This window comes from Amycolatopsis sp. NPDC114503, from assembly GCF_055633655.1.
The window spans coordinates 955,407-968,929 of record NZ_JBVKDT010000003.1; the positions used below are offsets into that span (position 1 = coordinate 955,407).

Below are 13,523 nucleotides of genomic sequence, written 5' to 3' on the forward strand. Positions count from 1 at the left end.
ATGAACTCCGCACTTGCCCCATCCCCCTCAAAACCGTGCGCGCAGCTTTCGCGCATGAAAAATTCACGCCGCGCCGATATACATTGAGCGCGCCGCTGTAAAAGCGATTCCGGACCCCCGAGTCCCAGACGCTGCAAATCCTAAGCACCAGGACAAGTCGATCACCGGGGTTTGTAACCCAGGTCACACCACAGGGCAGAATCGTTACACGGCACCGACTTACCGGGCACCAACGACCATCAAATCCCCCACCGGCATCGACAGACTCGTTTCAGGAAAGAGTCACGAAAAGCATCCGCCTGCCCCTGAGGGTTTCGGCAACGGCTACGATGGCGAACCGACGTTGCCGAGCTTCCAGGATGCGGAGCGCACGATTCCGGGCACGTCAGTTCAAGACAGCTGGTTCATTGAGGGGGAATTGATGCTGCGCATGTCTCGGATCGGAGCGGTCGCCGCGTGCGTCCTGGCAGCGCTGAGCACACCGGGGGTGGCGACAGCGGCGGATCCGGTGCCTCTGTCACCGGTGAGCTGCGCCGGACGGACCGACGTCGTGCGGGTCAAGTCGTCCGCGGGCGACGGGCGGCCGGTGTGTTTCGAAATCCCCGACGACTTCGGCGAATACGCGGTCGACGTGCCCGGCGCTTACCTGCTGGCCGGGGACGATGCTCATCCGATCACCGTCACTCTCGTCGACGGCGCCGGCAAAGCGGGCGCGGTCGACATCGACCTGGGCGGCTGGACCGCCGTCGGGGCCGGCAAAGAAGGCAACGCCGCGTCCGCGCTGCGCTTGATCAGCGCAGCCACCGCCAAAGGCTACGCCGCAGTCACCGCAGAACGGCAACGACTCGCGACCGACGAGGGCGCAAACTTCTTCCTCGGTGAGCCATACGGGCACATCCGCCGCGCCAACCCGTCCGTCCCCGAGACCCCCGACCGGCTCGGATGGGTGCAGGAATACAGCTACGGCGCGATCTACTACACGGCAGCCGCCGGCGCGCGCGCCATCTACGGCCAAGTCGCCGACCGCTACCTGGAAACCGGCGGACCCGCCGGACCGCTGGGCTATCCGGCCGCCAGTCAGGTTCTCGTCTCCAACTCCTACTGGTATGCCGACTTCACCGGCAATCCCGGAGCCGGCGGAGGCAACGGCGGATCGATTTACTGGGCCGCGGACGGCAGCCTCGACTTCCGTCACGAGGTGCGCGCCCTCTACGGGCCGGTCTGGGAAAAATGGGTGGCGCTCGGCCGCATCGCCTGGCACGGCCAACCTCTCGGCGATCTCGCCTCCACGCCCAACCCCACAGGACCCCACGGCACCGGATCCTTCGTGCACTTCGGCCAGCCCACCGACGCCCACGTCCGCGACCCCAACGGCACGGACAACGCCTCGATCTACTACTCCGCCCAAACAGGACAAGCCCACATGGTCCAAGGCATGATCCGCCAAACCTGGCGGCAGCGCGGATGGGAACAAGGCACCCTCGGATTCCCCACCACCGACGAACAACCCACCGCCGACGGCTGGATCCAGCACTTCCAGCACGGCACCATCTTCTGGAACCGCACCACCGTCGCCCTCGCCTAGGCACAAACCCCTTGACGCAGGCGACAGGTCGGGGTGACGAGTCGCCACCCCGACCTGTCGCCGCGAACCGGCGAGGGTTCCGCACGCCTCTCGCGCAGAACCCTCGCCGAACTTCAGGCACTCGACGCGGTCCAGCCCTTGGCCCTGGCCCGACTAGCCAATGCGGTCAGGGTTCGCGACGGCCGTCCGAGCGCGCGGCTGTCACCACGGCGCAGGTACCCGCGCAGTTGGGCTTGTCGTCCATGCCGCGGAACACCATCGAGCCCTGCCCGAGCCGGCCATCAACTCAACGCTTGCCCCACCCCTCGGAGACACGTGCGCAGTTCTCGCGCATGAACAATTCAGACCGCGCCGATGTTCATTCAGCGTGCCGCTGTCGAAATGATTCCAGACCTCCGAGCTCCAGACAGGACATCTGGCAGCCGCTGAGGCAAGCGGATCACCGACAACCGTAACGGGCATCACATCCCGCTGCAGGATCGTTGCACAGCAACGACTCGCCACACCGCGACAACCCTCATGCTGCACACGGCAGTAAGACAACCGTTTTCAAGAAATGCTTTTAAGCCATCCTCTTGTTCGATCTGGTTTCTGCGGTGTTTATGATGGCGTACTGACGTCGTCGAGCTCAGCCCAGGCGCAGTGGTCGATTTCCGGGCACGTCAGTTCAAGACAGCCGTTTCATTGAGGGGGAATTCATGGTGCGCGTGTCTCGGATCGGAGCGGTCGCCGCGTGCGTCCTGGCGGCGCTGGGCGCGCCGGGGGTGGCGACAGCCGCGGATCCGGTGCTGCTGGAGCCGGTGAGCTGCGCCGGACGAACCGACGTGGTGCGAGTGAAATCGTCGGCGGGCGACGGGCGGCCGGTGTGTTTCGAAATCCCCGACGACTTCGGCGAATACGCGGTCGACGTCCCCGGCGCCTACCTTCTCGCCGGAGACGACGCCCACCCGATCACCGTCACCCTCGTCGACGGCACGGGCAAAGCGGGCGCGGTCGACATCGACCTGGGCGGCTGGACCGCCGTCGGAGCCGGCAAAGAAGGCAACGCCGCGTCCGCGCTGCGCTTGATCAGCGCAGCCACCGCCAAAGGCTACGCCGCAGTCACCGCAGAACGGCAACGGCTCGCGGCCAACGAGTTCGCCAACTTCTTCCTCGGTGCCCCCGAAGGGCACATTCGCCGCGCCAACCCGGCCGCCCCCGAAACCCCCGAACGCCTCGGATGGGTCCAGGAGTACGAGTCCGGCTCGATCTACTACACCGCTGCCGGCGGCACCCATGCGATTTACGGCCAAATCTACTATCGCCACCACGACACCGGCGGGGTTGCCGGGCCGCTGGGCTACCCCGTCACCAGTCAGAACACCGCCACCGCCCAAACCGACATCCTGCACGCAGACTTCTCCGGCAACCCCGCCGCCGGAGGCGGCAACGGCGGCTCCATCTACTGGGCCCTCGACATCGACTTCAACCACGATGGAAGCGTCCTCTACGGGCCCATCTGGGAGAAATGGGTCTCGCTTCGCCGCGGTGCCTGGTACCCCCATCCCCTCGCCGACATCGCCTCTACCCCGAACCCCAAAGGGCCCAACGGCGCCGGAGCCTTCGTGCACTTCGGCCAGCCCACCAACGCCGCCGTGCGCGACCCGAACGGCTCCGCCAATGCCTCGATCTACTACAGCGAGCAGACCGGGCAAACCCACTTCGTCCAAGGCTTGGTCCGGCAGACCTGGCGCCAGAACGGCTGGGAACAAGGCCGTCTCGGTTTCCCCGTCACCGACGAACAAAACACCAGCACCGGCTGGACCCAGCGCTTCCAGCACGGCACCATCACCTGGAACCGCGGCGCCACCGCGCCCGTCCTCACCTTCTTCTGACAGCCCGTACTCCGCTCCCGGCGCCCAGTCCGGCAGCCCGTTCGGGGTGCCCGTGGCGGTCCGGCCCTCGGCGAACTGCCGCACCGCCCGGCCCGCGCACCGCTCTCCGCCCGTAAACGAGCCTCGTGCTGATCGGCCTGCCGATCAGCACGAGGCCACGCCGCCGTCCGAATTCCGCATTCCCCCGTTCGGAAGTTGTGCCGGCATGTGACCACAGGCAACGTCGAGCGCGTGGAATCTCGCGAGACACGAGTGCGACAGCCGCTCGACGTGCCGCCGGCCCCCACGCAGAGAAGCCCCGCCGAATGATCGCGAGGCCGGCACAACGAGTTCGAATGCCGAGCCTGGCCGCCGCAGCGATCGTCGGCCGACTCGTGTGCGCCGCCCCGGCCGCAGCAGCAGCTCACACAGACGGATGAACCGGGCACGGCTGCCGCGAGTCCGACTTCCCAGAACCGGATGCGAACTGATGAGCTGTGACCGACAAGAACCAGTGACTGCGTGACGAGGGATGACGATGGCGATCCGGGTTGCGCTCGGCCCCTACGAAACTCGTACCGACGACCCCTTGGGCAGGCCACACGCCGGGTACTTCCCGCGCATGACGGAAACGGAAGCGTGGTCGTCCGGCCGCGGCGTGTGGAGGATGAGCCGCGACCGGCTGGCGCGCGAGCGTTTCGTGCTGGTCACCGGCGAAGGCCTGGTGCGCGCGGTCGCGGAACTCACCGGCACCACCAGTGTCGACGGACGCACCGTGCTGGAGGGCAAACTTCTCGGTGCCGGACATCCCGTGCGGGATGCTTGCTTCGGCAAGCCGGACCCGACGGTCAACGAGTCGAAAAACCCCGTCGCCTACTGCGAACTGCCCGAAGAACTTCCGTTCCTGCACCGGGCCTGCGGATGCGGATGCGGCGCGACCGGTCCCGGCGACTTCCGGTCCGGCCACGACATCCGCGCGATCCAGGCCCGCATCCGGGCCAGCTTCGATTCGCCGCTCGCCTTCGTCCGCTGGGTCGACGCGCACCTGAGCGACAACGGCGCCACGCCGCCCGACGCCGAACAAGCCGCGCCGATCGACGCCCGCGACCCGGCGCACTCCGCGCAGGACGCTGCCCCCGACATGCCCGCGGTTCCCGAGCGCGAGCCCGCCGGTTCCGATTCCGCGGTGCCGGCGATCGTGCTGGCGGTCCAGGACTTGGCCCTGCGGCAGTGGGCGGCGGCAGACACCGTGGGATGGTCCCGGCTGGCCGAGGCCGACGCCGAAGCACAGCACCGCCAGACTGCCGCCACGCGCAACCGCCTCACCCGCACCCTGAACGACACATTCGGAAAGGCAGCACCCCAGCTCGCCCGCGAGCGCAGCGGAGCCTGGGTCTACTCGGTCACCGACCTGTGGGCGGCGGTCAACACCTGGCGCGCCGCCCACGGAGCCGACGACCCCTTGCAGCACTGGCGCGACCGCCCGGACATCACAGCGGTCATCGACCTGCTGCACCAGGCACTGCGCGTCCGAGACGACCTCGACGCCACCAGCAAAACCCGCTTGCTCGACTCGCTGCGCAAGCACGACATCGCCGTTCCCACCGCGCTCCGGCCCCGCGTCACCCACATCCTTCAACACCACCACGCTGCAGCGCTCGCCTGGTTCCGCATGGACCCGCAGCCACTCGAACCGAGCCGGACGAGCGAATCCCCGTCATCGCTGACCGCGTAGCCCCGCGGCGTCCGGACGAGTGAATTCCGGCCGCCGCCGCACCGAGAGGCAGCCTGAACCGTACGGTCGAGGAAGGCCCGCCCGGCACCTCCCCCCTCGAGCCGGGCGGGCCTTCTCTCCCACACACGCATGTCGACGGGAACCGCTGCGGTGCGACAGCGCAGTTCTTTGCCCGCAACAAACCGATCTGCTGTCCGTACGAACGTCGACGCTCCCCGCGCCACGCCAGTTGCCGACAGGGATCGAGCACTTCACCGGTCGAGACGCAGAACAAAGACGCTCGACGCGCTCCTGGACGGCTACCCGGCCAACCGGCTGGCAGCTGTGGCTATCTCCACGATCGCCGGAGCCTCGGGAATGGGTCCCGGACGCGATGGGCCCAATGCACCCGCGAGCGACGTTTTGCCCGGTCGATCCGGAGCAGGCGCTGGACGGATTTCTCCGCGCACTGGACGTGCCGGGCGATCGGATCCCCCGGACACTGGACGCGATGGCCGGGCTCTACCGATCGCTGTTGACCGCCCGGAAGATGCTGGCGCCCTTGGACAACGGTGCGCATGCTTGGAAGCCCTCGACGGCGACAACCGCGACCCGGGCGTTCCTGTGCGGTCCTCCGACCCTGCGGAACTCCCAGCGCCTCAAGACCGTCGCGTCCTGCGGAGTCCCGGGCCACACGGCCGCGCCGGGTCTCTCCCGCCCGGCGGCATCTCACAGAAGGGTTCTCCCATGACCAATCCCTGCCACCCGCCGGCCAGTCCGTGACGGGCCGGGCCCCGGACATCGCCGGCAGCTGCCCAGCCGAGTGCCTCGACCACGCCGAGCATGTCTACATCCTTTGCTACGGCCGGCCGGTCACCGTGTCCTCGATCGACACCGAGGCAAAACCCATCAGCCATTACGTCGGGTGGACCAGCCAGCAGCCGCCGGTCCGGCGGGTCCGGTCTCACGGCGCCCGCTCGGCGCACTACATCGCACAGATCCGACCCGGCACCCTCGCCGACGAAGACCATGCCAAACGCCATGAGTCTTGTCCGAAGTGCGGTGAAAGCCTGTGGTACTATAGCGAAAAGCCACCCGGCTCCGCAGCTGACTGAACGATGCTCCGCCCGAGGCTGGGGCAGACGACGGGACCGCCGCATGCCCGCTCGGCTCCTCGGAACCCTGACCGGGGCTTTCCTCCTGCGTGTTTCGACAACGGCCCACGCGTCGATCCAGCGAACTCTGTCTTCCGGCTGCCGGCCCTGCCTGGCTGTCAGCGAAACCGTCACGCGCGGACAGGACGGTCGTGGCATTCGCCGACAGCACAGTCAGCTCCGTCGCGCGTTCGCCGTACTCCGGCTCACCTCAGCGTCAGGAGGCGTGTCGAATGTAGCGAAACACGCACCTCCTCCGACATCAGGAGCATGAGCACGGTCCACGGAGAGGTTCTCGCACTGTTGAGGCGCTGGCGCGACGAGATCGACCGTGATGCGCTAACCGTGCCGATCGATCTGGCCGCCCTGCGAGCCCGCGAGCGCGAGGACAAGACGCGGTTCCCGAGCGTCGCGCACGAGGTCTGCGAGATCCGCGACGACGCGCTGCGCGCTCGGGCCGCCCGGTTGCAGGCAGAGAAGGGCACCGTGCGAGAGCCTGCGGTGCATCCGCCGGCGTGGATCCCTGACGACGTCTATCCGTTTCCGGCTGCGGGCTGATCTGTCCGGCGCGCGCCGGACTGCGATGGCCGGGCAGGAGCAGCCGGGGGCGCCGTTCCCGCTTGAGGGCTCGGCGGCCCGGGATGGGCTGAGGCGTCTGATCCCCGGCTGCTCCTGCCCGGCCATCGCTTGGGTTTCGTGTCACACGGAGCGTTTTCGTGCGCCGAAGGCGGTTTCCTCCCGGTAGGTCTGGCCGGTGCTCAGGCAGTGGTGCAGGCAGCTCAGCAGTCGTCCGGAGAGGTTCCGCAGCGCCGGTGCGTACCTGTCGCCCGCGGCGCGGCGCCGGTCGTAGTGCGCCCGGCAGCCGGGGCTCTTCGTCAGCGAAGCGAAGGCCCACATGTGCGCGGCTTCTTTGAGCCAGCGGTTGGCGATGTGGCGATGGGTGACCACTGCGCTGTTGCCCGAGGCCCAGGTCAACGGCGCGGCACCGACGTAGGCCCGCAGTGCCCGCCCGTCCCTGAACCGGTGCGGATCGTCCCCGATCTCCCCGAGCAGCCGCGCGCCGATGACCGGGCCGCACCCGGGAAACGACGCGTAGATCCCTGCGTGCGGATGCTGCGCGAACGCCTCCTCCAGCTGCACGGCGAGACTGCCGACGGTCGCGCACGCCTGATCCAGCTGTCCCAGGCACGCGATCACCTTCGCTCCCATCGCGGCTTCCACCCGCGGCGGCCGCAACAGCACCGGTTGCGCGAACACCGACTGCAGGTGCAACGCCCTCGGCATCCGCAGACGGGTCCGTCCCGCCTCCCGCAGGATCCGGCACAGCGTGACCGCGTCCAGCCGCGCCGCCTCCCGGGGAGTCGGGGCCGCGGCCAGCACCGCGCGCGCCTCCGCACGGAGAAACCCGTCGGGCAGGTCTTCCCAGGCCGTCAGCGCGCCCGGGTGCACGGTGCGCAGCACCGACCGCAGCCGGTTCCCGTAGAACCGCCTGTCCCGGCAGGCTTCCCGGTGCGCGCGGGCCAGCACCCCGACCGCGCGGGCCTGGTCCGAGGACTGCGGCAGCGGCCGGTGCAGGTCGCCGTCGATGCGGAGCATATTGGCCAGCATCGCGGCGTCGCTCTTGTCGCTTTTCGTCTTCGCGGGCGAGAGCCGGGCGCGGTAGCGCGCCGCCATGGACGGGTGGATCACGTGCACCGGCTGGCGCACGGATCGCAGCTGCTCCACCAGCAGGCTCGACTCGGTCTCGATCGCCACTGGCACCTGCCGACGGCTGTGGCGATGGCTGCTGCTCAGCCCGCGCAGCACCTGCAGCAGCTCCTGCACGCCTTCAGGTGTCTCCGGTATCCGCGCGCGACGAACCACGGCGCCGGTCGTGTCGACGACAGCGAGGTCGTTCAGTCCTTCCGACCAGTCGATGCCGGCCCACCACCGTGTCCGAGTCACCTGTCGTTCCTTGTCTGGGAATCGCCGCACGGGGCGGGATCGCGGTGCCGCGGCGGCGAGTGCCGTGTGCGCGGGACCGCGATGCGAACCAGCCGTCCGCAGCATGATCAACCGATACGACCGACCATACCGGGCGCGAGCCGACCCGCGTACGGAGCCTCCGGCAGTCCTGTGTGGACTGTCCTAGTGCGTTCCAGGACCAGGAATTCGGGATGTCCTTGTGAGAGCAGCCGATGCGAGCCTTCTCGGCTACGGCGCAGTGCCGTCCGGCATCGGGGGCGGCTTGTCTCGGGATCCGGCTGAGGCCGGACGTTCCGGGCGGGTCTCGTCGACTGGACGGCCGAATACGGCTTCTTTCCCCGCTCGGGCGAGAACGGCCTGGGTTGCCGCGGGAAGGCCTATCCGGTTCCAGTGGAAGATGACGTGAAGTGCGGTGACGGCACGCAATCCGCGAGTGAGGGCGCCTTCCTCGCGGAGGGTCCGCAGCGCCCGCCCCGCGTCTTCGAACGCGGTGAGCCAGGTGCGGTCGAGCACGTCGGTTCGGGCTCTGCCTCGGAGAATGCGGTTGATGTCGTCGGTGAACGAGCTCCACACGTCCGCGGCGACAGGTGCGACAGCCACTGCGGCGCGGTGTTCGGCGATCTGTGCCCATACGTCGCCTTGCTCGTTGATGTCGAGCCCGGCGGCTCGCATGAGCGCGGTGCACAGGAGGAGAGACCGTTCCCGCCGGTCGTCGGCGCCTGCGCGGAGGAACGGCAGCAGGTGGCTGCTGTCGCGGTGGAACAGCTGGTGGGCCAGGTCCATGCTGGCGGGGCCGCCGAACGCATGGGTTTCCGGCTCGTAGATGTCGCGGGTCCAGGAGACTCCTGCGGCGAGTCTCGGGTGGATCGGGTCGCCGTCCGGGCCGGCGAGAAGGTAGCGCACGCGCCAGGGGCCTTTCCGGATGAACCACCAGGCGGTGATCAGCCCGCCGGTTTCCGCGGCCGGGAGGATGCCGGTCAGGTGCTCGGTGGCGTGCCGTTCCCGTTCGGCGGCGCCGGCACCGGGATAGGCGATGTTCAGCTGTTTCCAGGCGGTCGTGTCCACAATGGCCTTTCGGGTCAGCGGAGCAGAAGGCAGGCGTCCCACGAGGTCGCCGCGGTTCCGATGGTCGCGAGGGTGGCGCCGGCCGCGCCGGTGAGGAATCCCGCAGGCTCGTCGGTCGGGGCCGTGGCGTTCTGGTGTCGCTGCAGCACCGACGTGAGGGCGATCGGCTTGGCGGCGTCGGCGGCGATGCGGCGGGCGGTCGCGAGCAAGCCGCCGGTTCCGTGGCACAGGCTCCGGTCGGTGAGCGAGTCCAGTTGGGCTGGGTCGTTGAGGCACGTGGCGAAGGCGGCTTCGGCGCTCTGTTGGCGGGAGCGGTCGCGCAGCGCGCGGCCGGCGAGCTGGAGGGCTCGGGCGATGCCGGGGGTGCCGTAGCACCATGACGGCCGGCGCGGGCCTGATTGGCTGCTCGTGTGGTGCTGGAGGTCGGCGAGCGTGACGACCGGTGGCCACCAGGCGCCGCCGCTGGCGTGGCGCTGTTCCCGGCTGTCGAGCCACCGGCAGATGCGCGTCATCGCGTCGGCCTGGCCGTCGACGGTGATGCCGTCGTTGTGGGTGAGTGCGAGGAGCGCGAGCGGGCCGGTGATGCCGTGGGCGATTCCGTGGTTGGAATGACCGCCTGCGGGGCCGGGCCGGGTGCGTTCGGGACCTGCTGGACACCACCAGCCGGGAAGCCCGTCCACGGGTTCGGTCAGGCGCACCAGGTAGGTCAGGACGGAGCGCAGGAGATCGTGGCCGCCGCTGCGGCGAAGCGCGACGCCGAGGCCGGTCAGACCGCCGATGAGGTCGTACTCGTCCAGCGCCGGTCGGCCGCGCCGGTCGATGCGGGCGTGGGCGGCGTCCAGGCGCGCGCGGGTGATCAGGGCAGTACCGGTGTCCACGATTTCCCGGGCACGTGCGAACCCGGGTCGGTCGGCGGCTCCGTGCAGGACGAAGGACAGCGCCGGGGCGCCGTGGCAGAGGCTGGCCGAGTGCGCCCTGCTGACCCCGTCGGCAACAGCGTGGCTCAAGGTCGCGTTGGCCGTCTCCCACGTTCCCGCACCGGTGCTGGCCTGCTCGATGTGCAGGAGCGCGATCCCTGCGGCGCCGCCGCTGAGGGATTGCCCCGGTTTCACGACGCGCCTCGCGCGAGCAGAGTGAGCGCGGTGGCGCGGGCCAGCCGCAGGCAGCGCCGCTCGGACGCCAGGTCCGCCCCGATGATTCGGACGTGGTGCAGGTGCAGGAGGTCGGCCAGGATCCGGTCCGGATCAAGGCCGTCGCGTTCGGCGTGGGCGCGGTAGTCCGCCAGGGCCAGCCGGAGCCGCTCGTCACTGCCGGCGTCGAGGGCACGGATGACGAGTTCGCGATGCACGCTGACCGGCCGGTCGGACGCGTGCGGCTCGCCGCGGTGGTCGACGTGCTCGATGAGCCAGCCAGGGCCGTGTCCGGCGAACCCGTTGGCGATGCTGATCAGCCCGGCCGCGGCGGCGATCGCCCGGTCGCCGGGCAAGCGCCGCACGACCGCGTGCGAGTCGGCGGCGAACACCTCCTCGGCCGCGGCGAGCGTCGCTCCGGTGCCGAAGCGGGCTTCGGGCCGGTAGGTGTTGATCGTGTAGTCGTGCAGCAGCCCGTCGGCGCGGAGCGACTCCGCCCAGGCGCCGAACTGCTCGGCGGCGGCGCCGAACCGGCTGGGGTCGCGGAGCGGGATCCGCATCCGGAGGTGGGGTTCGGGTTCGCGGCATCGGATGAACCACCAGCCGTTCCCGACGGCGGCGTCGAGGTCGGCCGTCCGGGCGAGGATGTCGTCGATGCGGCCGAAAACCTTGACATACAGCCACGGCGACAGGCCCGGCCGGTGCTCGACGGCGCTGTGCACCGTCGTCGACCGCGGGTGTTTGGGCACGCTGGGCGGCGAGGTCCGTGCGAGGGTGAGGACGATCTCGTGGGCTCTGCCGTCGATCCAGCCGGCCGGGCCGTGGGTTTCGGTCAGGATCGCGTCCTGCCGCCGGCGCAGGTGGCTGCGCAGGAGTGCCAGGTGGGCGGGTTCGTCCAGGGCGAGGCGGATCCTCACGTCGTCGGCGCCGAGAAGCACCTCCGACGGGATCCGGCAGGTCTCCCGCAGGCTCTCCCATGCCTTCCGCCACGTGCCGAAAGGCTCGGCGGGGGCGGGCAACGCGGAGGCCGCGATCCTCCAGCGGGCAGCGTGCAGGATCGATCGGCCGCGGCGGATGCGCGGGAGGAACGGCAGGTCGCGGGCGACGAGACCCCAGCTGAACGGGCGGCAGGGTGCGCAAGAGGCAGTCCAGATCTCCGTGAGGAACCGTGCGAGGGGCTGCTGGCCGCCGGCGAGGTTGACGCCGTTGAACAGCATCGGCTCGACAGCGCGGGCGTCGGACAGGGAGACGAGCCACAGGCGTCGCGCATCGCCGGTCACGGCGAGGTCGTCCACCGTGATGCCGGGAGACCGCTGGTACTCCCCCACTGGCAGGACGGGCAGGAGTCCGGGCACCCTGGCGACGGCGGTCATCCTGCGGGCCAGCGGCGGCCCGGAAACCTGCACCGCCCTGGCTTCGGGCGTCATGGTCGGCAGTGCCGTGTAGGCGTGCTCGAACCGCTCCCGCTCGGTGTCGTCGAGCAGGTGCAGGAAGCGGCCGACGGTGACTCCGGCGTGCCGGGCCCCGCTGACGACCGCGAGCGTGAAGTCGCCGCGATCGAGGTCGGCGAGAGACCTCGCCGCCAGGCCGAACCTGAGTTCGGTGTGCGGGGCCGGGGTCCGCTGCCCGGTCGTCAGGCGGGCGATGAGGTCGTCATCGAGGAGAACCTCGTTGCCGCCTTCGAGGGCGGCCTGCTGGGCGAGGATCGCGAGGGTCGTGTCGCGGGAGGTCAGTGTCCGCGTTTCGCGCCGATGCGATCCCCGGAACCCGGCGGGGTAACCCAGTCCGGACCGGCTGACCAGATCGCGCACGGGAACGACGGCGCCCGGCCCGTAGCGTTCGAGGAAAGCCTGGTGATAGGACTGCCACCAGGGCATGTGCGGCGCGATGAGCGTGAGCGCCGCCGCGGCTTGTTCTGCTTCGCGCAGGACCGCGGCGGGCAAGGTCACCGAGCAGCCGACCCGCACATCGGCCGCCGCCTGTCCGGCCCGGTCGGGAAGGTCTCCGTAGCCGGCGAGGTGGGCCGCAGGATCGGTCACGGTCATCGGCGGGCGGAGGGCTGAGAGCAGCACACGGCGGGTTACCAGCCGTGCCAGCAGCGTCTCGATCACCGCGAGGTCGACGGCGGGGGCCTCGGCGGCCAGTGTGGCGGCCAGGTCGCTGAAGGGGATCGGCCGCCGCGCGATCTCCACGGCCAGGCGCACGGGCCCGGTCAGCTCAACGTCGAGGTCCCACAGGCGGTCTCCCGTGCCTGGGCGATCGTCGGCACCGGCGCCCGGGACTATCCACGAGCGGCCGCGGGCGAACCCGAGACTGTTCGTCACGACGTCGACGGTCCGCAGCGTCTCCAGCTGCTCGATCCGCTCGACCTGGTCGTCCACGAACGCGCCATCCGGCCGCAGCACCGTCTGGTGCTCTCCGCTCCACCGCACCGATGCGCGAGCGCCGAGGTGCACGGGCGCCACACCCGCGAACAGGCCGAAGGGCGTCGCTCGGCTGGTCCAGCGCAGCAGGTACCGCGCCACCGTCTCGACCAGCCGCCGCGTGCGGCGCACCGTCTCGCGCCCGGGCTGTGGCTCGGCGATCGTCCGTTCCGCCCGAGTTGCCAGCTCGGCCGAGGCGATCCTCACCGCGTCGGCGAACCCGGGCACACTCCACGCGTGCCGCAGCCAGTCGTGCCAGCCGGCCACATCGTCCCCGGCCAAGTCCGGCCACGCCGGCAACTCCAGGTCGGCCGGGAACGTCGTGACCCTGATCAGTGCCGCGTCCACGGCCTCAAACGTGCGCACCTGCGCCGCCGCCTTCCCCGCCTAGAGGGTGCGGCCCGGCCGTGCGGTGCAAGACCGGGCCGCACCAGCGCCTGGCTGTCAGCCGTTGGTCGTGCAGGCGTCGCTGCCCGTGTCCCCGTCGCCACAGCCGTCCGACGTGCAGTCCTCCGACCCGGTCGCGGGTTCGGTGCCGCCGTCGACGAGTCGCACGTTGAGGCGGAACTCCGAGGGGTCCATCAGAACTTCCTTTCTCCGGAACGATTCCTGGCTCCCCTTCCATGGCTCCGTC

At 70.0% G+C, this 13,523-nt stretch carries 9 protein-coding genes; 4 read left to right on the forward strand and 5 right to left on the reverse strand.

Features of this window, described 5'->3' with window-relative positions:
• Positions 1–421: 421 nt before the first annotated feature.
• The 4 genes from ACZ7OI_RS16935 to ACZ7OI_RS16950 all read left to right on the forward strand — a co-directional run bounded on the left by ACZ7OI_RS16935 (position 422) and on the right by ACZ7OI_RS16950 (position 6,864).
• Positions 422–1,585 carry an LGFP repeat-containing protein gene (locus ACZ7OI_RS16935; protein ID WP_470265121.1) on the forward strand — a complete coding sequence of 388 codons (1,164 nt, stop codon included), beginning with the start codon at positions 422–424 and terminating at the stop codon, positions 1,583–1,585.
• Positions 1,586–2,283: 698 nt separating this feature from the next.
• Complete coding sequence (locus ACZ7OI_RS16940; RefSeq protein WP_470265122.1) at positions 2,284–3,459, forward strand: LGFP repeat-containing protein; 1,176 nt, start codon at positions 2,284–2,286, stop codon at positions 3,457–3,459.
• A gap of 517 nt (positions 3,460–3,976) precedes the next feature.
• On the forward strand, positions 3,977–5,173 hold the full coding sequence (locus ACZ7OI_RS16945; RefSeq protein ID WP_470265123.1) for a hypothetical protein: 1,197 nt from the start codon (positions 3,977–3,979) through the stop codon (positions 5,171–5,173).
• A 1,403-nt stretch (positions 5,174–6,576) separates the two neighbouring features.
• Positions 6,577–6,864 (forward strand): hypothetical protein, encoded by a 288-nt coding sequence (locus ACZ7OI_RS16950; protein ID WP_470265124.1) that lies wholly within the window; start codon positions 6,577–6,579, stop codon positions 6,862–6,864.
• Between the two features lie 141 nt (positions 6,865–7,005).
• On the opposite strand, the gene ACZ7OI_RS16955 is transcribed toward ACZ7OI_RS16950, so the two are convergent.
• The 5 genes from ACZ7OI_RS16955 to ACZ7OI_RS16975 all read right to left on the reverse strand — a co-directional run bounded on the left by ACZ7OI_RS16955 (position 7,006) and on the right by ACZ7OI_RS16975 (position 13,471).
• Positions 7,006–8,250 (reverse strand): IS110 family RNA-guided transposase, encoded by a 1,245-nt coding sequence (locus ACZ7OI_RS16955; protein ID WP_470265125.1) that lies wholly within the window; start codon positions 8,248–8,250, stop codon positions 7,006–7,008.
• A gap of 249 nt (positions 8,251–8,499) precedes the next feature.
• Positions 8,500–9,336 carry a thiopeptide-type bacteriocin biosynthesis protein gene (locus ACZ7OI_RS16960; RefSeq protein WP_470265126.1) on the reverse strand — a complete coding sequence of 279 codons (837 nt, stop codon included), beginning with the start codon at positions 9,334–9,336 and terminating at the stop codon, positions 8,500–8,502.
• A 14-nt stretch (positions 9,337–9,350) separates the two neighbouring features.
• Entirely contained in the window at positions 9,351–10,448 is a 1,098-nt protein-coding gene (locus ACZ7OI_RS16965; protein ID WP_470265127.1) for a lanthionine synthetase C family protein, read from the reverse strand.
• The gene (locus tag ACZ7OI_RS16970) at positions 10,445–13,255 is read right to left on the reverse strand and encodes a lantibiotic dehydratase (RefSeq protein WP_470265128.1); all 2,811 of its coding nucleotides are present in this window, start codon (positions 13,253–13,255) and stop codon (positions 10,445–10,447) included. Before ACZ7OI_RS16970 ends, ACZ7OI_RS16965 begins: the two co-directional genes overlap by 4 nt.
• A 78-nt stretch (positions 13,256–13,333) precedes the next feature.
• Positions 13,334–13,471, reverse strand: coding sequence for a hypothetical protein (locus ACZ7OI_RS16975; protein WP_470265129.1), 138 nt, complete (start codon positions 13,469–13,471; stop codon positions 13,334–13,336).
• Between the last annotated feature and the right edge of the window lie 52 nt (positions 13,472–13,523).

Bases quoted from the DNA above. Each gene is read 5' to 3' on its own strand.
- ACZ7OI_RS16975 (WP_470265129.1), bottom strand. From the start codon at position 13,471: ATGGACCCCTCGGAGTTCCGCCTCAACGTGCGACTCGTCGACGGCGGC.
- ACZ7OI_RS16945 (WP_470265123.1), top strand. From the start codon at position 3,977: ATGGCGATCCGGGTTGCGCTCGGCCCCTACGAAACTCGTACCGACGAC.
- ACZ7OI_RS16950 (WP_470265124.1), top strand. From the start codon at position 6,577: ATGAGCACGGTCCACGGAGAGGTTCTCGCACTGTTGAGGCGCTGGCGC.
- ACZ7OI_RS16940 (WP_470265122.1), top strand. From the start codon at position 2,284: ATGGTGCGCGTGTCTCGGATCGGAGCGGTCGCCGCGTGCGTCCTGGCG.
- ACZ7OI_RS16935 (WP_470265121.1), top strand. From the start codon at position 422: ATGCTGCGCATGTCTCGGATCGGAGCGGTCGCCGCGTGCGTCCTGGCA.